This is a genomic window from Eleftheria terrae (genome assembly GCF_030419005.1).
GTDB classification, from domain to species: Bacteria; Pseudomonadota; Gammaproteobacteria; order Burkholderiales; family Burkholderiaceae_C; genus Caldimonas; species Caldimonas terrae.
The window spans coordinates 2,212,697-2,234,255 of sequence record NZ_CP106951.1 but is presented as its reverse complement, the minus strand read 5'-3'; the positions used below and the strand labels follow the sequence as shown (position 1 = coordinate 2,234,255).

Sequence of the window (21,559 nt, the reverse complement as noted above, 5' to 3'; positions counted from 1 at the left end):
TTGCCTGCAGTGAAAAGCGGGCCGGCTCAGGCCGCTTCGGCCAGCGCATCGGCAGGCAGCCGGCCCAGGCTCTCGATGTCGTCGACGGACAGCACCCGGTCCACGTCGAGCAGGATCACGAACTTGCCGCGCACCTTGCCCATGCCGTGGATGAAATCGGTGCGAATGCGGGCGCCGAAGGCGGGCGCCGGCTCGATGTCGGCCGGCGGGATCTCCAGCACTTCGTTGACCGCATCGACCACCACGCCGATGACCTGGCGGTCCTGCTGCGCGTGTTGTGCGGCGACCTCGACAATGACGATGCAAGTGCGCTTGCTGACGGGCGAGGGTGGCCGGCCAAAGCGGGCCTGCAGGTCCATCACCGGCACCACGGCACCGCGCAGGTTGATGACGCCGCGCACGCACTCCGGCATCATCGGCACCGTCGTCAGGCTGTGGTACTCGATGATCTCCTTGATTGCGAGGATGCCGAGGGCAAACGCCTCGCCGGCCAGCATGAAGGTGAGGTACTGCGTCGGCTCCTGGGGCAGGGCGGCGCGGCGCTCGGACGGGTTCATCACGTCAGGCCTCCGCTCAGAACCGGACGAACTGCGATTCGTCGGGGCCATCGCCAGCGGTGGCCAGGGCCGGTGCGCGCAGGCCCAGGCCGCCCTTGCGGGACGGCACTGCCGCAGCGCGGCGCGCTGTGGCAGCGGGCGCCGCCTGCGCCGCCTGCGCCGCCGGGCGCGACTGGCTGCCGGCCAGGCGGAAGAAGGCCATGCTCTGCTGCAGCTGCTCTGCCTGGCTGCTCATCTCCTCGGCGGTGGCGGCCAGCTGCTCGGAGCTGGAGGCGTTCTGCTGGGTGGTCTGGCTGAGCTGGCCGACGGCGGCGTTGATCTGGCCGACGCCGGACGACTGCTCCTCGCTCGCCGCGGTGATCTCCTGCACCAGGTCGGAGGTCTTGCGGATGTTGGGCACGATCTCGTCGAGCAGCGTGCCGGCTTTCTCGGCCAGCTCCACGCTCTCACTGGCAACGGTGCCAATCTCCTGCGCTGCCACCTGGCTGCGTTCGGCGAGCTTGCGCACCTCGGCCGCCACCACCGCGAAGCCCTTGCCGTGCTCGCCGGCGCGAGCGGCCTCGATGGCGGCATTGAGGGCCAGCAGATTGGTCTGGTAGGCAATGTCGTCGATGATGCCGATCTTCTGCGCGATCTGCTTCATCGCACTGACGGTGGCCTTGACGGCTTCGCCGCCCTCGGTGGCCTCGCCGGCCGCCTTGGTGGCCATGCCGTCGGTGACGCGGGCGTTCTCGGTGTTCTGCGAGATCGAGGCGGTCATCTGCTCGATGGAGGCGCTGGTCTGCTCGACGCCGGCGGCCTGCTCGCTGGCGGCCTGCGAGAGAGCCTGCGCGGTGGCGCTGACTTCCTCCGAGGCACCGGCCAGTGCTTCGGCGCCGCTGTTGACCTCGCTCACCACCTGGGAGAGCTTGGTGATCATGTGCTGCATCGACTGCAGCAGCTGGCCGGTCTCGTCGCGGCTGGTGGCCTCGACCTGCACGGTCAGGTCACCGGCGGCCAGGCGGTTGGCCACTTCCACCGCGCGGCGCAGGGGGCGCGTCACGCTGCGGCTGATCAGGAAGCCGAGCGCAACGCCCAGCAGCACGCCGATGCCGATGGCGGTCAGCATGGCCGAGCGGCTGGCCTGGTAGACCTCGGTCGCGTCCTGCGAGGCCTGCCGGGCGTTGGCTTCCTTGCGCTCGCTCAGCTCCGTCATCAGCGTGTCGAGCCGGCCGTTGGTCTCGGCCAGGCGGCCCAGCAGGGCGGCCAGTGCGCTGTCGCGCTCCTGCAGCTTGGTGGTGGCCACCATGGCCTTGGTCTCGCGCAGCAGGCGGTCGTATTCGTCCGCCGTGCTGGCGATGGAGGCGAAGTTGCGCTTGGCTTCCTCGGTGTAGAAGAGCGGCTTGGCTTTCTCCAAGTAGTCCTTCATCGTGGTGCTGCTCTTCTCCATGATGGAGAGCTGCTTGTCGCGCTGCTCCTGGGTGGTGGCAAGCATGTACTCGGCCCGCGCACGCGCCACATAGATGAGGTTGATGTTGGCCTCCTTGACATACGACAGGCCGAGCAATTCGGTGCCGTACAGCCGGTCGGCCATCGCGTTGAGCTTGCCGGCATTGGAGATGCCGATGAATCCGATGCCTGCGCTGATGGCCGTGACCAGCAGGAAGCCGGCGATCAGCCGGGTGCCGATCCTGAAATTGCCGAACATGATGGAGGGGTCCTTGTGCAAAGAAAACGGGTGGGGGATCGATCAGGCCGCCGCCAGGGGGGCACCGTGGGCGACCGTGGAAGCCCGGGCCTGCTGCAGCAGGCCGGGCACGTCAAGGATCAGCGCGACTTCGCCGCTGCCGAGGATGCTGGAGCCGCCGACGCCCGTCACGCGGCCGAACATCTTGTTCAAGGGCTTGATGACGGTCTGCACTTCGCCGAGCAGTGCGTCCACCACCAGGCCGGCCTTCTGCCCGGCATGGGTCACGACGACCAGGTTGTCGCGCGAGCCGCGCGGGCCCTGCAGCTCGAACAGGTCGCGCAGGCGGATCACTGGCAGCACCTGGCCGCGCAGGTCGATGTAGTCGCGCGCCTCGTCCTCGGTGAAGGCCACGCATTCCTCCACCATGTCCAGCGGCACCACGAAGACCGAATGGCCGACGCGCACCTGGAAGCCGTCGATGATGGCCAGCGTGAGCGGCAGCCGCACCGTCACCGTGGTGCCGGCGCCTTCGGTGCTGCGGATCTGCACGCTGCCGCGCAGCGCGGCGATGTTGCTCTTGACCACGTCCATGCCGACGCCGCGGCCCGACAGGTTGGTGACCTGCTCGGCAGTGGAGAAGCCCGGCTCGAAGATGAGGTTGAAGATCTCGGTGTCGCTCAGGCTCTTGCCTGCCTCGACCAGGCCACGCTCGATGCCCTTGGCGAGGATGCGTTCGCGGTGGAGCCCGCCGCCGTCGTCGCTCACCTCGATGACGACGCTGCCCGAGTCATGGTACGCATTGAGCCCCACCGTGCCGCGGGCCGGTTTGCCGCGCGCCAGGCGCTGCTCCACCGGCTCGATGCCGTGGTCCATCGCATTGCGCACCAGGTGGGTGAGCGGGTCGGCGATGCGCTCCACGACCGTCTTGTCCAGTTCCGTGTCCTCGCCGTTGACCACCAGGGCGATGTCCTTGCCGATCTCGCGGGACACGTCGTGCACCACGCGCTGGAAGCGGCTGAAGGTGGTGCCGATCTTGACCATGCGCAGCTGCAGCGCGGTGTCGCGCACCTGCTCCACCAGTGCGGCCAACGTGGAATGGCTCTCGAGCAGTGCCGGCACCCGCACGCTGCGGGCCACGAGGTGGGCGCCGGCGGAGGCGGTGACGAGCTCGCCGACCAGGTCGATCAGGCGGTCCAGTTTGTCGGCGTCGACCCGCACCGAGCTGCGCTCACCGGCGCGCGGTGTGCGGGAGGCGGGCTGCGCCGCTTCGCTGGGGGCCGATGTGGCAGGAGCGGCAGAGGCCGCAGAGGCCGCAGGGGCGGCGGGGTTCGCCGCGGCGGCGGGCTGGCCGGCGCCGACCGGTTGCAGCGTCAGCTCGCAGTCGTCGCGAACGAACTCGAACGCGCCTTCCAGCGCTTCGCGAGGCGCGGTGCTGTCGATCTCGATGTCGAAGGCGAGGTGGCAGCTCTCCGGGTCCAGCTCGGTCAGCGGGGGCACCTGAGCGGTCCGCAGGTGCACGCGGCGCAGCGTGCCCAGGGTGCCGAGGTAGCGGATGAAGGCCAGCGGGTCCATGCCCTGGCGCAGCACCTCGGTGCCGAAGCCCACGGACAGCTGCCAGCGCGTCTCGGCGTCGGCCGGCTCGCATGGCGGCGGCGCAGCGGCGAGCACTTCGGCCTGCGGCTCCAGGTAGGCCGCGAGCCGCCGCAGCAGCGGTTCCCCAGGGGCGGCCACTGTCGCGTCCGGGTCACCGCGCTGGAGTTCGGCGGCATCGATCAGGGCGCGCATGTGGTCGCCGCAGGCGAGCATCAGCGTCACCAGCGCTTCGTCGATCGCATGGTGGCCGGCGCGCACTTCATCGAGCACGCTTTCCACCCCGTGGGTGAAGGCGACCACGCGGTCCAGCCCGAACAGCCCGGCCGAGCCCTTGATGGTGTGCGCCGCACGGAAGATCGCGTTGACGGCCTCGCTGCGCGCCTCGCCCTCGGCGGCCTGGAGTCCGAGCAGTGCCGTCTCCATCTCAGCCAGCAGGTCGCGGCTTTCGGCGATGAAGGTGTGCAGGGCCTGGTCGAGGTTCATGCCGGTGTGTCCTGCGTCATGGGAAGGGCAGTGGGACCGAAGTGCGGTGCCAGCTCGAGCAGGGCCAGCATGTCGCCCACGGCCGGGCTGGCTGCGACCAGGTGCACATGGCCGCCGCGCGCCATGGCGGCCTGCTGGGTCGCCACCAGCAATTGCAGCCCGGCACTGTCCACCTCGCTGACCTCGGCCAGGTCCAGCCGCAGGCAGCCGTCGCTGCCCAGGCTGGCCAGCAGCTGCGCGGCCAGTTCGGCGGCGCGATAGATGGTCATCTCGCCTTCGATGCGCAGCGTGCCGGCGCACGGGGCGCCCGCCGCCTGCCCGCTGATCGCGCCGTGTTCCTGCGTCATTGCAGCACCAGCTTCTGGACCACTGCGAGCAGTTGCTCGGGCTTGAAGGGCTTGACCACCCAGGCCTTGAGGCCGGCTTCCTGGCCGGCGCGCTTCTTCTCGTCGGCCGACTCGGTGGTCAGCATGACGATGGGCGTGAACTTGTAGCTGGGCAGTGCCTTGACGGCCTTGGCGAAGCTCAGGCCGTCCATGTTGGGCATGTTGAGGTCGCTGACGATCAGGTGCACTTTCTGGCCGGCCAGCTTCGCCAGCGCATCACGGCCGTCGCTGCCTTCAAGGACGTCGTAGCCCGCGGCCTTGAGCGCGATGCCGACGACCATCCGCAGCGAGGCGGAGTCGTCCACGATCATGATGGTCTTTGCCATGGTGTTCCTCAGAAAAATGTGACTTCTTCGGCCGGTGCCGGCGTGGCAGCGGCCTGGCGTTCGCCGCGGTGCAGCGCGTGTTCCTCGGCCATCGCGTAGGTGGCCTGCAGTTCCGACAGCAGGGCGGTGGCGTCCAGCGGCTCCAGCGTGCCGGCCTGCGCACAGGCGCGGCCGTGCTCGGCCAGCACCGTCGGCAGCCGTTCGATGTTGGCCTTGACGTGGGTCATGACCTGGCTGACGCGGTCCTGGAACTGCAGTTGCACCAGGGCTTCGCCGATGTCGTTCTTGATGCCCAGGCTGTCCTGTTCCAGCTGGCTGGTGGTGGCGGCCAGTGCCTCGGTGACGCCACGCATCTCGGCCAGCACCTCGCCGATGTGGCGTTGCGAGGCACAGATGGAAGCGTCCTCTTCGGCCGAGGAGGCTTCGGCATGCTGGCGCGTCGCCTCGATGGCGGCGTTCACCAGGGCCACCTTGTCGGCGATGCGGCGGCCCATGTCCCCGGACAGGGCGGAGAGCTTGCGCACTTCCTGCGCCAGTACCGAGAAGCCGCGGCCGTGCTCGCCGGCATGCGCGGCTTCGATGGCGGCGTTGATGGCCAGCAGGTTGGTCTGCCCGGCAATGCTGGCGACATCGCCGGCCATCTGCTGCAGCTCGGCGACAAAACGGGTCAGGCCCTGCACTTCATTGAGCACCGCTGCCTTGCTGCGCATCACGGCCTGCATGGAGGCAATGACCGCGTCGAGCTGGTGTTCGCTGCGTGCGAACACGGCCACCACCCCCTGGTCGCCGCTGTCGCGGCTGCCGGTGGTGGCGGTGGTGGCACGGGCGGTCTGGTCGAGCTTGTCGACGATGCCGCCAAAGCGTTCGGCGAGTGCGGAGATGGCCGATTCCATCTGCGCGCGGGAGGATTCGATGTGGCCGCTCCAGACCGGCGCGAGTGCCTGGGCGAACCCTTCGCGCTCGGCCAGGTAGCGGTTGAGCATGGCCTGTTCGGCACGCCGTGCAACGGCGAGCTCGCGTCCGGCCAGCAGGCCGAGCGCGCTCAGCAGCACGGCGGCCGCCCAGGCGGCCGGGTGGCTGGCGGCCGCCATCAGCACGGCGGCCGCCCCGGCCATGCCCAGCAGCGGAGCGTGGGCCACGCACAGCCGAGCGCGCCGGGAGGAAGCCGCAGGCGGCTGCGGAAGCGGGGAGGGGGCGATCGGGGCGGGCATGAGAGCAATTTCGGCAGCCCAGGGCCGTGCTTCATGCGAGGTTCGACTAGCGCCCCCTAAGCCAAATACCTAGGGGCTTCGGAGCGCGACCATGGCAGGCAGCCTGCCGAAGCCCGCAGCCCCATGAAAAAAGGGCCGCTGTGCAGCGGCCCTTTTTAGTGAGCGAGAAGCTCAGGCGGACATTACATGTCCATGCCCATGCCGCCCATGCCGCCCGGCATGCCGCCGGCTGCAGGTGCGTCTTCCTTCGGGGCTTCGGCGACCATGCACTCGGTGGTCAGCATCAGCGAAGCGACCGAGGCGGCGTTTTGCAGCGCCGTGCGGGTCACCTTGGTCGGATCCAGGATGCCCATCTCGATCATGTCGCCGTACTGGCCGTTGGCAGCGTTGAAGCCGTAGTTGCCCTTGCCGCTCAGCACGGCATTGACGACCACGCTCGGCTCGTCGCCAGCGTTGGCCACGATTTCGCGCAGCGGGGCTTCGATGGCCTTCAGGATCAGCTTGATGCCGGCTTCCTGGTCGGGGTTGTCGCCCTTGATCTGGCCAGCCGCCTGGCGGGCACGCAGCAGGGCCACGCCACCGCCGGCCACGATGCCTTCCTCGACGGCGGCACGGGTGGCGTGCAGCGCGTCTTCGACACGGGCCTTCTTCTCCTTCATCTCGACTTCGGTCGCAGCACCGACCTTGATCACTGCCACACCGCCGGCCAGCTTGGCCACGCGCTCTTGCAGCTTCTCACGGTCGTAGTCGGAGGTGGCTTCCTCGATCTGCACGCGGATTTGCTTCACGCGGGCTTCGATGTCGCCAGCGGCGCCGGCGCCGTCGATGATCGTGGTGTTTTCCTTGCCCACTTCGACGCGCTTGGCCTGGCCCAGGTCAGCCAGGGCGACCTTCTCGAGCGTCAGGCCGACTTCTTCGGAGATGACCTTGCCGCCCGTCAGGATGGCGATGTCTTCCAGCATGGCCTTGCGACGGTCGCCGAAGCCCGGAGCCTTGACGGCCACGACCTTCAGGATGCCGCGGATGGTGTTGACCACCAGGGTCGCCAGCGCTTCGCCTTCGACTTCTTCAGCGATGATCAGCAGCGGACGGCCGGCCTTCGCCACTTGCTCCAGCGTGGGCAGGAGGTCGCGGATGTTGCTGATCTTCTTGTCGTAGAGCAGCACGAAGGGGTTGTCGAGCAGCGCGCTTTGCTTCTCGGGGTTGTTGATGAAGTAGGGGCTCAGGTAGCCGCGGTCGAACTGCATGCCTTCGACGACATCCAGCTCGTTGTCCAGCGACTTGCCGTCTTCGACGGTGATGACGCCTTCCTTGCCGACCTTGTCCATCGCGTCAGCGATGATCTTGCCGATGGATTCGTCGCTGTTGGCCGAGATGGAGCCGACTTGCGCGATTTCCTTGGAGGTGGTGGTGGGCTTGGAAGCGGCCTTCAGCTGCTCGACCAGGGCGGTGACCGCCTTGTCGATGCCGCGCTTCAGGTCCATCGGGTTCATGCCGGCGGCCACGTACTTCATGCCTTCGCGCACGATGGCCTGGGCCAGCACGGTGGCGGTGGTGGTGCCGTCACCGGCGTTGTCCGAGGTCTTGGAAGCGACTTCCTTGACCATCTGGGCGCCCATGTTCTGGAGCTTGTCCTTCAGCTCGATTTCCTTGGCGACCGACACACCGTCCTTGGTGACGGTGGGGGCGCCGAAGGAGCGCTCCAGCACCACGTTGCGGCCCTTGGGACCCAGGGTGACCTTGACGGCGTTGGCCAGGATGTTCACACCCTCGACCATGCGGGCACGGGCTTCGCCGCCGAAAATGACGTCTTTAGCTGCCATGTTTGATTTCTCCGAATGCTATGAACTGGTTGGATGAGAGGTGTCGCGGGTCAGAGAATCACTTCTCGATGACGGCGAACAGATCCTCTTCGCGCATGACCAGCAGTTCGTCGCCGTCGACCTTGACGGTCTGGCCGCTGTACTTGCCGAACAGCACGCGGTCGCCGACCTTGACGTTCAGGGCCACGAAGTCGCCCTTCTCGTTGCGCTTGCCCGCGCCGACTGCCAGCACTTCGCCTTGGTCAGGCTTCTCGGCAGCGTTGTCGGGGATCACGATGCCCGAAGCGGTCTTGGTTTCGTTCTCGAGGCGCTTGACGATCACGCGATCGTGCAACGGACGAAGTTTCATTGCATCTCCTTGGATTCTGAGAAGGCACTTCTGAGAAGGAACGAGCGCCAAGTGAGCGCTCGTTGACATCAACTAGCACTCGCTACTGTTGAGTGCTAACAGGACCAATTATAGGGACGGCCGAAGGCGATTCAAGAGGGAGGGACAGGGGAATGTAGAGGCCGGCCCGTTCAGCGCCGGCACGAGCCAGCGCGGGCGGCCTGCACCAGGAGAGGCTGCAGGCGCTTGGGGCGAGTCTGTTGACGGGCTGTGCGATCCAGGGGTGGCTGGAGTCCCCGGACTGGCTACTGCGGTGCCGCAGGGTTCGCTGCGGCCGAGGCTGCTGGCGCGGAGGCCGGTGCGGCCGCTGTGCCGGCCCGCACTCGCCACACCACATTCCCCACATCGTCGGCCACCAGCAGTGCGCCGGTCTTGTCCAGCGCCACGCCCACCGGCCGGCCCTGCGCCTCGCCGGTGTCGTTCAGGAAGCCGGTCAATACGTCCTGCGGCTGGCCCACCGGCTTGCCGCCCTGGAAGGCGACGAACACCACCTTGTAGCCGCTGCGCGGCTGGCGGTTCCAGGACCCATGCTGGCCGATGAACATGCCGCTGCGGAACCGCTCCGGCAGCGAGGTGCCGCCCGACCATGCCAGGCCGAGCGAGGCCGTGTGCGGGCCGAGTGCATAGTCGGGCACGATGGCGCGGGCCACCAGGTCGGGCTGCTGCGGCTCGACCCGCCGGTCCACATGCTGGCCGTAGTAGCTGTAGGGCCAGCCGTAGAAGCCGCCGTCGCGCACCGAGGTCATGTAGTCCGGCACCAGGTCGCTGCCGATCTCGTCGCGCTCGTTGACGGCGGTCCACAGCGCGCCGGTGTCGGGCTGCCAGGCCAGGCCGTTGGGATTGCGCAGGCCGGTCGCGAACAGCCGGTGCTGGCCACTGCGGAGGTCGACTTCCCAGATGGCGGCCCGCCCCACTTCCTCGTCCAGGCCGTTTTCGCCGACGTTGCTGTTGGAGCCGGTGGTGACGTAGAGCTTGGTCCCGTCGCGGCTGGCAATCAGGTTCTTGGTCCAGTGATGGTTGCGCGGGCCGGCCGGCAGGTCCACCAGCTTGGTGCCGGGCGCGGTGATGCGGGTCTCGCCGTCTCGGTAGGGGAAGCGCAGCACCGCGTCGGTGTTGGCGACATAGACATCCTGCCCCACCAGCGCCATGCCGAAGGGCGAGTTCAGCCGCTCCAGGAAGGCCGAGCGGGTCTCCGCCACGCCGTCGCCGTCGGCGTCGCGCAGCAGAGTGATGCGATTGGCGCTGGGCACGCCAGCGCCGGCCTTCGACATGACGCGCTGCATCACCCAGGCGCGCAGGCCGCCACCGCTGCCTTCGGGCTTGGGCGGCGCGTTGGTCTCGGCGACCAGCACGTCGCCATTGGGCAGCACATGCAACCAGCGCGGGTGCTCCAGGCCGTCCGCGAAGCGGTCGACCACCAGGCCTTCGGCAGCGACCGGCTTGCCGCCGGCCGGCCAGCCCTTGGCGGGGGCGATGTGCACGGTGGGCAGCAGTGTGCGCCGGGGCTCGGGCAGTTGGGGCTGCGGGCCGGTGCCGGCCGACACCGGCAGGCGGGCGGTCTCGCCACAGCCGGCCAGGGCCAGCAGGCCCAGCAGTGCCAGGGACAGCGCGTGCCGCGCGGTCGGAAACAGGGGCGTGTGGATCATGCGGATCTCCTGGAAGCGGGGCGGCTTGCGCCTCAGTCGGGAATCTGGTCGAGCGCGTCGGGCTCCACCCGCGGCTGCAGGTTCATCTCGTGGCGAAAGCGCGAGGACTGCTCGTAGGCCTTGATGCGCACCCGCATGATGGAGCCGAGCGGGCGGTGCGCCTCGATGCCCTGCCAGGGGTTGAAGGACAGGATGTCGTCGCCGCAGACGCGCCGCGCGGGGCTGTAGGCGTCTTGTTGCGGCAGCGAGAGGGTGGCCACCGGCAGCCAGGGCGAGTCGGATTCCGGCCATTCGATGGAGGCGTCCTCGATCGGCATGCGGGTGAGATCGGTGCACAGCTGCACCCTCAGCTGGTATTCGGCCGACTCGCGGCTGAAGAAGTCGACCACCGCGTCGCGCAGGGCCGAGTCGCCTTCGCCGGGCAGCGGCTGGCCGGCGAGCCGGCGCACGCTGGCGGACAAGGGGGCGGCGCTGACCTTGGCCACGTGATCGCCGTAGCGCAGCGCGGCCATGCTGTAGTAGGTGTCGCCCAGCAGGTGGTCGCGCGGGGTGGCCAGGGTGTCGAGCGTCGGGTTCTCCACGCCCAGCAGGTCGGCCACCTTGCCGGCGCCACGGGCCAGGGCCGCGACGGTGCGGCGCAGCAGCTCGGGGTCGTCGATGTGCTTCTCCATGGCCTGCTGCGCTTCCCAGTAGGCCTGCACATGGCCGAAGGGAATCACCGGATGGTTGACCAGCAGGAAGTCCTGGGTGCGGGCTGGCCGGGCCTGCGGCAGCAGGCGCGGGCCGTCGACACCGATGAGCTTGATGGCCATGCCGCGTGGCGAAGGCACTCGGTCGCTCATGAGCTCGCCCGGCGCGCTCGACAGGCGCACCACCACCGGGTAGCTGCGGGGCTCGGCGAACACGCCCTGGCGCAGGAAGCCGGGCAGGCCGTCGTGCACGGTCAGGCGGCCCTTGAGGATGCCGTGGCTCTTGGCATGCGCGTCGCGCACCGCATGCCGGTGGCGGTCGAAGACGATGCGATTGACCCGGCCCATCGAGGCGACGATCTGCTCGATGAGCTGCTCTTCATTCGGCTGGCGCTGCTCCAGCTGCTCGCTGTAGCGGAGGTAGGAGGCAGGGGCGGACATGGGACTCCTTGAAGTAGGGAAGGCGGTGGGCGCCCGGCACCGCGCGCCCACGAGCCGCACTTCGGCAAAGGCCGTGCCGGCCTATTCCGACAGCCACAGCGCGACCGGCGGCCGGGCCGCGGTGATCTCGGCTTCCGTGAACGGCACCCGCAACCACCGGCCCGCGCTGTAGCGGCGGCTGGCATCGGCATGGTGGGGCGAGGCCGGATCGTCGGACTGCGAGTGGCTGAGCAGCGTCCAGGGCTGCACCCCTGCGTCGGTGAAGGCCACCACCTGGAGATAGCTGTTGTTGAACCGCTGGCCCTCCACCGCATAGCCGCCCTGCTCGATGCGGTAGGCCGAGCAGGCGAGCGTGAAGTAGCCGTGTTCTTCGCAGCCGCCGTACAGCGGCAGCCGCTCGCTGCCGCGGCGCAGGAAGACCGTGTCGCCGCGCTCTGCGTCGAGCGGGTAGCCGCTCTGCTGCACGCGCAGCACCGCAGCGGCGAGGGCTTGCGGAATGCGCGCGTCGGGCCTCAGCGCCTGCGGGGTGCTCAAGGGCCGCCGGGGGTCGAAGGCATCGGCGTAGAGCTGCTCGGCCGGGATGCGGCGCAGCCGGGCCCAGAACTCGTCCCACAGGTGGGCGCCGCGGGCGTGGCGGGTGCCGGTGTTGTTCCAGGCCGCGAGCTGCCGGCAGGCCGCCTGCACCGCAATGCGCCGAGGTGGCTCGAAGTGCTCGCCGTTCAGGCTGTCGTCGCTCAGGGCCACCTGGGGCTCGGCGCAGGCCAGCGCGAGCGCCTGTGCCTTGAACCGCTCGGCCGAGAGGGATCGACTGTCCAGCAGCAGGTGCTGCACGCTTGATGCGTCGGTTCGCCGGCCACCGTGTCCATCGGTGCCAGCCAGGCGGGCCTGCGCCATGGCGTGGCCGAGTTGCGTGCGCAGCGACACCGGGGCGCCTTCCGGGCCGATGATGCGGTCGAAGCCAGTCAGCGGTTCGGCGGGCTGGCTCAGCCAGTGGCTGTCGTTCATGTTGGCGACATAGTCCTGCCGCAGCAGGCTCGGCATCCGGCTGGCGCCGAAAGTGCCGGGCACGGGCGAGTCGGCGTCACGGGCCCACTCGCAGTCGGCCCGCGAGCCGTCCAGGAAGGGCACGCCGGGCGCGAATGGCGCGAAGGCGCGGCCCAGGTCCGTCGTGCAGCGGGCGGCGTGCGCATCGGTGACATGCGGGACCGCGCCGATGTCGGCATACCAGACGCGGGTGTCCCCGCGTGCGGCGGCCAGCGTGTTGTTCCAGGGGACCGAGCATTCTTCGGTCTGGATGCGAATGAACTCGTCGAGCGATCGCGCGGCGGCCCAGCGCAGGAAGGGGCTGAAGGAGCGCGGGTGGGTGGCACTGACGTCGCGGATGGCAAAGGCCTTGTCGCGGGTCCAGGCCAGCGCGGGCGAGAAGCCCGACAGGTCGACGAGCGGGCCTGCATGGCTGCGGTAGAGCGTGCGGGTGACCGAGGCCTCGAAGCGCGGTGCCACCGGCTGCACCGGCACGGTGATGCGGTGGGCCGTCATCGGCAGCACCCGGCCCTCGTAGAGATAGGACGTGGCCGAGCCCGGAGCCAGGCTCAGTTCATAGAAGCCGAAGCGGCGGGCGGTGGACGTGGTGTGGGTCCAGGCCAGGTGGGCGTTGTAGCCGATGAGGATCAGCGGCACGCCGAGGATGCCGGCACCTGCGACATCGAGCGTGCCCGGCAAGCTCAGGTGGGCCTGGTAGAAGCGGTCGGGCCCGCGCAGGAACCAGTGCGGGTTGCCGGCCAGCAGCCCGTGGCGGGTGCCGGTGGCCTGGCCGCCGAAAGCCAGGCCGTTGCTGCCCAGCCCACGGCCACGGCCCGGGCTGAAGAAGGCGGCCGGGTCGAGGGCGGCGGTGGCCCGCCGGAGCACGTCGCCCGCTGCCCCGGGTGGCTGGGCGCCTGCAATCTGCTCGGCAAACACGCTCCAGCCCCCGGCCGCGCTGAGGGCCAGCAGGCGACGCCAGGCATCGGACTCGTCGATCTCGCGCACCCACGCCTGCTGCTGGCAGGCCTGGTGAGCCCCGGGCAGGCGGCCCTGTCGCCAGTCCCGCACCAGCCGGTTGTACCCGGCGGTCCAGCCGTGCACCAGTTGCTGCAGCAGGGGCGAGACCTGGCGGCGGTACTGCTCCACGGTGGGCTCGTCGGCCACATGCCGGAAGAAGAAGTCGAGTTCCAGGTTGGCCGGCTGGCCGAAGGTGGATTCGGTGGCGGGCCGCGCCTGTGCACCGAAGTGCAGGGAACGCTCGCCGCGCAGGGTGAGGAAAAGCTCGGCCAGGGTGCACAGGTTGTCCTGCGCCTGCACATAGCCCTGGCCGTAGCCGAGGCTGGGCGCGTCCTGCGCGCGCAGGTGCGGAATGCCGTCGGCCGTACGCCGCACCAGCACCCGGTAGGTCGGCTGGCCCGTGTTGAAGGCCGCCGGGGGCGCCGCCTTCGGTGGCGTGGCGATGGGCGCGCCGATGGCGGCGCCGGAGAACAGGAGCAACAGCAAGGGGCGTGACAGGGCTGGCATGGGCGTCCTCCCGAATGGAAACGGACGTCGCCGCAGCCCGGCAACAGAGCGGTCCGCCGCGGCGACACCTTGCCGGTGCTTCCCGATGCGGGCCGGGCCCGTCAGGAAGTGCGGCGCTGGGGCCGGGCAAGAAGCGCACCGCCCTGCGGCGGCTGGCGGTCAGGCGGGCACCGCCGCCAGGCCCAGCTGCTGTTGCACCCGGGCGAGCACTGCCTGTTGGTGGGGGAACAGGAAAAAGTGGCCGCCTTCGTAGAGCTCGGTGCTGCAGCCGGCGCTCGTTTCCTGGCTCCAGCCTGCCAGCAGCTCGACGGGCGCGCTGCCATCGTTGGTTCCACCAAAGACGGCAATGGGGCAGGGCAGCGGCGGGCCCGGCTGGTGGCGGTGCTGGTCGACCCAGAAGAAATCAGCCCGGATGATGGGCAGGAAAAACGCGACGGCCTCCTCATGCGCGAGCAACTCGTCGGGGAAGCCGCCCATGGCACGGACATGGGCCAGGAAGCCGTCGTCATCGAGCTGCAGCACCTTGCTCAGGCTGCCTGGCGCGGTGGGGGCGCGGCGGCCCGAGACGAACAGGGCCTCCGGCGCTAGGCCGTGGCGCTGCACCAGGCGGCGTGCCACCTCGAAGGCGGTGAGCGCGCCCATGCTGTGGCCAAACAAGGCAAAGCGGTGCGGCCCCTGGGACGCGATGGCGTCGGCAATCTGGTCGGCAAGTTCGGCAATGCTGGCCGGGCGGGGGTCTTTGTAGCGGTCGCCACGGCCTGGCAACTTTGCCAGGGCCAGTTCCAGTTGATCGGACAGCAGCGGCCGCCAGTGGCGGTAGGCCGTGTGGCCGGCGCCGGCATAAGGCAGGCAGTAGAGGCGGCAGAGCGGCGCCCGCGATCCAGGCAGCACGGAAAACCAGTGTTGGCTCATCGGTGTCGGGCGGGGCCCGGGGGAGGGTCGGAGGTGGCGCCATGCTAGCAGCCCTGCCGGGCCGCCTGGATGCCGGAACCGCCCCGGAACGGTGGCCTCAGGCGGCCGGGGCGTTGAAGTCGAGCTGGCTGCCCAACAGCATGAGGGACCGCTTGGGCAGGCGCGGCAGCCGCTTGAGCAGCAGCAGGTGGATGTCGTGGTCGAACCGGCGGGGCAGCGCCAGCAGCGGCCAGATCTCGGCGTCGCCGCGGGCGGTGCCGAGGTAGCACCAGTCGTCCAGCACGTGCAGGCTGTGCTGGCCCTCGCGCACGCCGATGGGGCCGGGATAGGGCCAGGCTGCCGGCGCCGGCAGATCGCGGTGCTGCGGCAAGCGGTGGTGGCGGGGCTGGCGCGCCTTGACGAGGACGATCTCCTGCAGCTGGGCGCCCAGGGCCCCTTCGGTGGCCAGCCAGTCGATGCGTCGGACCTGCGCCGACAAGCGGGTGCCGGGCGTCAGCCCCTGGTCGGTGCGCAGCAGCGTCATCAGCTGCTGGCGCAGCCGGGTCGCGCGGCCGACCTGCAGCAGCGTGTCGTCTTCACCATGCAGCAGCCAGACGCCGTGGCCGTCGGGCAGGGTGGCATCAAGCTGCAGCGGCGCCACAGCGGGTGGGCGGGGCCGTGGCGCGGGCAGCGCGGCGGCCAGTTGCACCGGGCTGAAGTCCCGACAGACGATCTGCCAGAACTGCCAGATCAACCGCGTGTCGTCCAGCGCACGGTGGCGGCCGGACACCCGCAGGCCATGGCGGGCGATCAGGCTGTCGAGGTTGTGCCGGTCCTGCTCGGGATAGAGGCGGCGCGAGAGCTGGACGGTGCAGGCCGCCGCCGGGCGGAAATCGAAGCCGGCCTCCTGCAGTTGTTGTTGCAGGAAGCCGCGGTCGAAGCCGACGTTGTGGGCGATGAACACCCGGTCCTGCAGCCGGGCATGGATGTCGGCGGCGAGGCGGTCGAAGGTGGGCGCCTCGGCCACCATCTGGTCGTCGATGCCGGTGAGCGACTGGATAAAGGGCGGGATCGGGATGCCCGGCTGCACCAGGCTGCTCCACTCGCGCACGCCGTCTTCATCGACCTGGATGATGGCCACCTCGGTGATGCGGTCGGTGCCGCAGCGGCTGCCGGTGGTCTCCAGGTCGACGAAGGCCAGCCGGGGATAGACCGAGAGGCAGGCGCGCAGCAGCTCGGGGCTCAGCGTCGTGGTCATCTTGCGGTGGTCGGCAGCGCGGGTGGGGGCGGTGGGGGAAGTTGCCGGCTCAGGGCACTTCGTGGCCGGTGCTGGCGGTCCAGATTTCATGCCAGGTGGGCGCGTCCATCGACAGGCCGAGGGCCGCGACGGCTTCGCGCAGCGCCTCGACGCGGCTGGAGCCGACGATGGGCAGCGGCTGGGAGGGATGGCGCAGCAGCCAGGCATAGGCGGCGGTGGCCGCGCTGCACTGCAGGCGCTGGCCGACAGCCTCCAGGCAGGCGCGCACACGGCGGCTGCGCTCGTCGTCGGCGGTGAACAGGCGGCCGCCGGCCAGCGGCGACCAGATCATTGGCTTGAAGCGCAGTTGCTGCGCCTGGTCGAGGGTGCCGTCGTGCAGCACGCCGAGCTGCAGGGGGGAGCATTCCACCTGGTGGGTGACCAGCTCGGTGCGGCTGGCCAGCAGGCTGAACTGCGCGGGCGTGAAGTTGGAGACGCCGAAATGCCGCACCTTGCCGGCCTGGCGCAGGTCGTCGAAGGCGCGGGCCACTTCGTCGGCGTCCATCAGCGGGTCGGGGCGGTGGATGAGCAGCAGGTCGAGGTGGTCGGTGCGCAGTTCCTGCAGCGAGCGTTCGGCCGAGGCGACGATGTGGGCCCGGCTGGTGTCATAGGCCTTGAGCCGGTGCTCGGGCCGCATGGGGGCCACCAGCTGGATGCCGCACTTGCTGACCAGCTGCATCTGCTGGCGCAGCGCGGGGGCCAGGGCCAGGGCTTCGCCGAACAGGCCTTCGACGGTGTAGCCGCCGTAGATGTCGGCATGGTCGAAGCTGGTGACGCCCAGCTCCAGGTTCTGCTCGATCCAGCGCAGCCGCTGCTGCGGCGTCCAGCCCCAGGCATCCATGCGCCAGGCGCCGGCGACGATGCGGGAAAGGTGGCCGCCGGTGGGGGAGAGGGGGGTGAGGGGCGCCTTGGTGGCGGAAGGCGAAGGAGAGAAGGCGCTCATGGTCGGTGATGGAGGGCAAAGCAGCGCCGGCTGTCTCAAAACCGGACTAGATAACAGTCGAGTCTAGCCGGATCCAGCCTGTGCGGCGCCGCGACGCCCGCTCACTGCCCGAGGGCGTGGGCGTTAATGTGGCAGAAGTCAGCCTCCCTGGCCGGCCACGCCGGCCGGTGCAGGCATCGGGCAGCGTTGCGGCTGCGCCTGCACCTCCAGCTCGAACCGCGCATGGCCGGCGGACAGTGTGGCGACATGCGGGAGCGACTGCGGGAACGACACCTCGTACCCCGCTGCGGTCCAGCGTGCGACGCTCTCATAGCGGCTGACCCGGTGCCATTGGATGACCTCCGCGGTTGTGGCCCGCCACACACCACGCCATCGAATCCGCGACAACAGCGTGCACAGCTGGTCGTGATGTACATCGGGATGGTTCATGATGATGGTGTGGTTACCGCGCTCGAGGCTGCGCGGCACCGAAACGAGCAGGGTGTCGAGACGGTGGTCGTCAGGGGCGGTCGAGCCGTCCAGGCTCAGGTGGCCCGGGGTGGCGATCATCCGGGAGCAGTCCGGCACGTCGTCATAGAGCCGGCACACCGGCACCGGAATGGTGTCCCGGATGCCGAACGTCTCGCAGTACCCGAGGCCGTTGTCGTCGAACCACTCGAAGTGCGTCTGGCCACGAAACCCGATACCCTGCGGGCCCCCGTGGATCGTGACGCCGAGCACGGGCCCGCGAGACTCGTTGCGCAGCCGCCGCAGGTCTTCCCGCAGATCGATCCGTGTCGGCGATGCAACGTGCCCCTGGATCTCATGACCGCGGGCCTCGAATGCTGCGATGGTGTCTTGCTCCAGGAAGTAGGGCAGGAAACCGATGCTGGCGCGCACGCCCAGGTCGTCGTAGTGCTGAAGCAGGTGTTGGATGAGCGAAGGATCGGCCTGCCGGTCATAGTCGTGGCGAACAGTCAATGCCGAGGAATGGCCCCGTGGCCAGCGATCAATGACGAGTGCCGGCGTGCCGCCGGTACTGCCCGCATGCTCGAGCACGAGCGATACGAAACGCTCGCTCAAGAGATCGTGGCGCATCATGCGCGAGAAGCCGCCGTAGCGGGCTGCCAGCGGCGGCACCGCGAGCCAGCGAGCCAACAGGTCGAAAGCCGACACGCCGATGACGAGATCCCGGCCGCGCCGCACGGCGATGGCGCCTTCCAGGCCACGGGTCGGCTCGGTCGCGTACAGCACCGGCGTCCAGCCGGCACCGCTCAGGAACTGGACCTGGAAAGGCGAGTTCCGCCACTTTGCGGCGCTGTCGTCGAAATCGAGCGCAGCTGTCGTCTTGTCCGCCCTGCGGACCAGGATCTCGGGCAGGTGGAGGGCAAGCGAGCTGTTGTGGTCGACCATCAAGGTCTGAGCCTCACAGCAGGTCGGCTGCAGCCCCAGGGTGTCCAGCGTGTCTGCCGGCAAGGGGCCTTCGAAGACCCGCGGCTGCTTGCCACTGTCGGACGGCGCTGCCGTGTCACGGCAGATGAGCAGGGTGGATGTGTCGGCAGACGGCCTGCACGTGCGGCGCACCGAGATGACGCCCTCCCTGCGAAACAGCAACTCCGCCGCGCGACTCCAGTAGTAGCGCCCTTGCGTCTCCTGAAGTTGCCGGGTGGCTGGCAGATCGGGGATGATGATTTCGATCAATCTGGAGGACTCCCTGCCAGTCAACCATCCGATGGCGGCTTGGCGACGACGCGAAACACCGAGTTCTCCTTCGCCTCCTCGGCGGAGATGGTGCAAATCTCCGTGGCCCCCACTCTGTGCACTTCACCGAAGCGGCCCAGAACGTCGTCGAGTTCGGCGGCGGTGAATTGCACGCCGTAGTCCTTGTTCTTGGGATTCGCCTTCGGTGCCTCGAAGATCACCATCACTCCGCCTGGCGCCAGATGTTCCCAGCATCGCTCGAGGGTCGGGATGCGTTGATCCCTCGGCACATACAGCAGCGTCGAGAAGGACGAAATGACCGAATAGGATTGGTCGAACCGGAAGTCCTGCATCTTGCTGCCGCTGACGAAAAAGCGGTTGTACAGCTTGTCGCGCAGCCCGCGGTAGATCCGGTAGGCACTCGCGATGTAAAGATTGTTGAAGTCGCAGCAGACACCTTTCTGCAGCCGGGTCCGCGGGTCGAGCAGCAGCTCGATGACCAGCTGGCCGAATGCGCCGCCGAAGTCCACATACGACAGCGGGCCCTTGGCACGGCAATATGTGCGGATGATGTACTCCATCACCGCAGCCTTGTAGCTGAGCCCGGAGATGAGGTAGCTGGCCACCTTCAGGCTGGCCGACAGTTCGGACCCGAGGGTCTTGGACGGATTTTTCTCGTTGGCTTCGGCGCTGTCGAACCAGCGGGTGTCTTTCAGCACCTCGCCCTGCGTCACCCAGCGTCGAGGGGCATCGACCAGTGTGGCCGCACCGTCCAGGGCCAGTTCCAGAAACAGGTCGTCGAAACGCTGCACATGTGCCGCCTGGCCGATGAGGCGATTCACCATGTCGCCGCAGATCAGCTGCGCATAGTTGTCGAAATACCAGTCCAGCAGGGAATCGCTGGGCGCCATGTCCGGGCACTTTGGGAAGGTGATGAAGGCGCCTGACTCGGAGACCTGCCCTTCGTTGCGGAACAGCTCTCGCAGTTCCTCCATCGTCCAGTAGCCCCGCTCGCTCGCCCTTGGCGTCAAAGGCAACACGAGGCGCCCACCGGGGGACAGCATCGTGTTCAACCGGCGGTAGAAGGCATGTCCCCACGGCCCCCGGAATATGCGGTTGTTGGTGCCCAGGGCGAGCAGGTCGAAGCCGGCGGCGCCGTCGGGGTAGTAGAAGGAACCGACGACCGCCTGGTCGGGCGGGTACATCGCGATGCCCATGTTCTGCGCGAAGATGCGTGTCGAGCGTCGGGTCAGCTCGGGAGCCACTTCTTTCAGCTTCTTGATCTCCAGGTCCCGGTGAGAACTGTCGGAAAGCACGAGGCCGATGGGGCCGTGGATCGGGTCTGTGGTCATCGTCTTCACCTCAGGTCAAATCACCTTGATACGGGTAGCGCCCGCTGCGACGGGCACGACCCGCCGACCGGCACCGCTTTCTGATTCGATACTGAAATCGAAACCGACCGGCTCGGCAAACACCGCATGCACTCCATCGGCGGCTACTTGCAGTTCGATGTCGTACTTGCTGCTGCCGGCCCAGCGGGCGACCTCATCGAAAGTCGCCGACCAGGGCTGGGGCAGGCCGGTCAAGTGCAGGGCCTCGACCACTTGGGCTTCATGCAGGTCGGGGTGGTTCATGAACACGAAATGGCCGCCCTCGGCAACGGCGGATTTCCGTGCCCGGATCACTCGGTCAAGGTAATGCTGGTCGGGCTTCGTGCCGGCATCGAGGCTGGAGTGGGTCGGCATCAGCATCAGGCGGCTGGTGCGCGGAATGCCGTCCACGATGTGCACGACCCGGTTCGGCCATCGGCTGACCCGGCCGATGGACTCGCTCCAGCGCATGCCGGCCTGCTCGGCCCACTGGTACTGCATGTCGCCGAGGAAGCCGACATAGTCCCCGCCATGCGATGTGACGCCTGCGAGGGAGAGCCCGGTTTCCAACTCGATGGATGCGATTTCCGCGTCGAAGTCCTGCTGCGTTCTGGCACCGGTGTGCAGGGCCGCTTCATGGCCGGCGCGCGCCAGCAGCTGGGTTTGATGTGCCGGGCAGTTCCACTCGAGAAAGCACCAGCTTGCCCGGATATGGTGGCGTTCATATACGGCCAGTAGCCGCCTCAGTTGAGTGTCGGTGATCGGCCTGTCGTAGTCAGCCCGCACGGTGCATGCCCACTTGCTGCCGCCGGGCCAGGGAGCAACCCGGATCCAGGGCACGCGGTTGTCCGTCGCAAGACGGTGCAGGGCATCGACGAGCCACAGCTCGAGGCTGGTGCTGGGCAATTCGCTGGCCATCCGGAAGTAGCCGTCCGGAAGGGGTGGCCAGGCCATCATCGAGCATAGAAGATCGATCAGCGGAATGCCGAGCGCCAATCGACGGCCGTCGGTGACCGCCACCGCAAGTAGCCGCTCGTCCGCCTCGCCTTGCGAGGCGAACAGCACCGGCTTCCAACCGTTTGCGGGTTCGAATGACTGGAATTGGAACGACACCCGGTGGTGCCGGCGCTCGGCTGGCACATGCAGATATGGCTCACCCCGGGCGCCGGTGACCGGATGCTTGGCGAGCAACATCGCCCGTGGATATTCGAACGGCGAAAGTTTGCGTCCCGCGGCCGCATGCAGTTGCAGCGACGATGCCTCGTGGTTCTGTGCGACCAGCCCCCATTGCCTCAGCGCGGATGCAGACAAGGGTCCTTCGAGCAAGACAGGGTCGGTGCAGTCGCCCGGCTCTCCGCCGCGGGTGAAGATGCGCAAGCTCGCTGTGCCGGGTGATGTGGCAGGCGGCCAGGGAATGACGCCATGCTTGCGCAGCAGGTTGTCGCAGCAGGCGCTCCAGTAGAACCCTTGTTCCTGCGACTGCAGGGACCGAATCTCGTCATCTGCCGGCAAGCAAATTTGCATCTGTCACTCCGGAGCTTCGCGTCAAAGTCCGCTCACGATCGGGCTCATGTCCTGATGGCCGTGCGACGTCGCGCCGTGTGTGCAGCATCCCAGCG

Annotated in this window: 17 protein-coding genes; all 17 read right to left on the bottom strand. The window is 68.6% G+C overall.

Annotated features, from left to right (window positions below):
• Positions 1 to 26 precede the first annotated feature (26 nt).
• Positions 27 to 557 carry a chemotaxis protein CheW gene (locus N7L95_RS09735; protein WP_301260114.1) on the bottom strand — a complete coding sequence of 177 codons (531 nt, stop codon included), beginning with the start codon at positions 555 to 557 and terminating at the stop codon, positions 27 to 29.
• Between the two features lie 16 nt (positions 558 to 573).
• Entirely contained in the window at positions 574 to 2,244 is a 1,671-nt protein-coding gene (locus N7L95_RS09730; protein WP_301259620.1) for a methyl-accepting chemotaxis protein, read from the bottom strand.
• A 42-nt stretch (positions 2,245 to 2,286) separates the two neighbouring features.
• On the bottom strand, positions 2,287 to 4,302 hold the full coding sequence (locus N7L95_RS09725; RefSeq protein WP_301259619.1) for a chemotaxis protein CheA: 2,016 nt from the start codon (positions 4,300 to 4,302) through the stop codon (positions 2,287 to 2,289).
• Complete coding sequence (locus tag N7L95_RS09720) at positions 4,299 to 4,649, bottom strand: STAS domain-containing protein (RefSeq protein WP_301259618.1); 351 nt, start codon at positions 4,647 to 4,649, stop codon at positions 4,299 to 4,301. The genes N7L95_RS09725 and N7L95_RS09720 overlap by 4 nt, the downstream gene beginning before the upstream one ends.
• Positions 4,646 to 5,014: a response regulator gene (locus N7L95_RS09715; protein WP_301259617.1), complete on the bottom strand. Its 369-nt coding sequence runs from the start codon at positions 5,012 to 5,014 to the stop codon at positions 4,646 to 4,648. The genes N7L95_RS09720 and N7L95_RS09715 overlap by 4 nt, the downstream gene beginning before the upstream one ends.
• A gap of 8 nt (positions 5,015 to 5,022) precedes the next feature.
• Positions 5,023 to 6,153 (bottom strand): methyl-accepting chemotaxis protein, encoded by a 1,131-nt coding sequence (locus N7L95_RS09710; protein WP_301259616.1) that lies wholly within the window; start codon positions 6,151 to 6,153, stop codon positions 5,023 to 5,025.
• Between the two features lie 254 nt (positions 6,154 to 6,407).
• Positions 6,408 to 8,048, bottom strand: a complete 1,641-nt coding sequence (groL, locus tag N7L95_RS09705; RefSeq protein WP_301259615.1) for a chaperonin GroEL — start codon at positions 8,046 to 8,048, stop codon at positions 6,408 to 6,410.
• 58 nt (positions 8,049 to 8,106) lie between these two features.
• Positions 8,107 to 8,397, bottom strand: coding sequence for a co-chaperone GroES (gene groES, locus N7L95_RS09700; protein WP_301259614.1), 291 nt, complete (start codon positions 8,395 to 8,397; stop codon positions 8,107 to 8,109).
• 284 nt (positions 8,398 to 8,681) lie between these two features.
• The gene (locus N7L95_RS09695; RefSeq protein ID WP_301259613.1) at positions 8,682 to 10,082 is read right to left on the bottom strand and encodes a PQQ-dependent sugar dehydrogenase; all 1,401 of its coding nucleotides are present in this window, start codon (positions 10,080 to 10,082) and stop codon (positions 8,682 to 8,684) included.
• A gap of 32 nt (positions 10,083 to 10,114) precedes the next feature.
• Positions 10,115 to 11,212, bottom strand: a complete 1,098-nt coding sequence (locus N7L95_RS09690; RefSeq protein ID WP_301259612.1) for a catalase family protein — start codon at positions 11,210 to 11,212, stop codon at positions 10,115 to 10,117.
• An 81-nt stretch (positions 11,213 to 11,293) separates the two neighbouring features.
• On the bottom strand, positions 11,294 to 13,759 hold the full coding sequence (locus N7L95_RS09685) for a penicillin acylase family protein (RefSeq protein WP_301259611.1): 2,466 nt from the start codon (positions 13,757 to 13,759) through the stop codon (positions 11,294 to 11,296).
• Positions 13,760 to 13,918: 159 nt separating this feature from the next.
• Positions 13,919 to 14,671 (bottom strand): thioesterase II family protein, encoded by a 753-nt coding sequence (locus N7L95_RS09680; RefSeq protein WP_301259610.1) that lies wholly within the window; start codon positions 14,669 to 14,671, stop codon positions 13,919 to 13,921.
• A 97-nt stretch (positions 14,672 to 14,768) separates the two neighbouring features.
• Positions 14,769 to 15,908 (bottom strand): 3'-5' exonuclease family protein, encoded by a 1,140-nt coding sequence (locus N7L95_RS09675; RefSeq protein WP_301259609.1) that lies wholly within the window; start codon positions 15,906 to 15,908, stop codon positions 14,769 to 14,771.
• A 49-nt stretch (positions 15,909 to 15,957) separates the two neighbouring features.
• Complete coding sequence (locus N7L95_RS09670; RefSeq protein ID WP_301259608.1) at positions 15,958 to 16,890, bottom strand: aldo/keto reductase; 933 nt, start codon at positions 16,888 to 16,890, stop codon at positions 15,958 to 15,960.
• Positions 16,891 to 17,028: 138 nt separating this feature from the next.
• Complete coding sequence (locus N7L95_RS09665; RefSeq protein ID WP_301259607.1) at positions 17,029 to 18,570, bottom strand: hypothetical protein; 1,542 nt, start codon at positions 18,568 to 18,570, stop codon at positions 17,029 to 17,031.
• Between the two features lie 20 nt (positions 18,571 to 18,590).
• The gene (locus tag N7L95_RS09660; protein ID WP_301259606.1) at positions 18,591 to 19,922 is read right to left on the bottom strand and encodes a class I SAM-dependent methyltransferase; all 1,332 of its coding nucleotides are present in this window, start codon (positions 19,920 to 19,922) and stop codon (positions 18,591 to 18,593) included.
• A 15-nt stretch (positions 19,923 to 19,937) separates the two neighbouring features.
• The gene (locus tag N7L95_RS09655; protein ID WP_301259605.1) at positions 19,938 to 21,464 is read right to left on the bottom strand and encodes a polysaccharide deacetylase family protein; all 1,527 of its coding nucleotides are present in this window, start codon (positions 21,462 to 21,464) and stop codon (positions 19,938 to 19,940) included.
• Positions 21,465 to 21,559 lie beyond the last annotated feature (95 nt).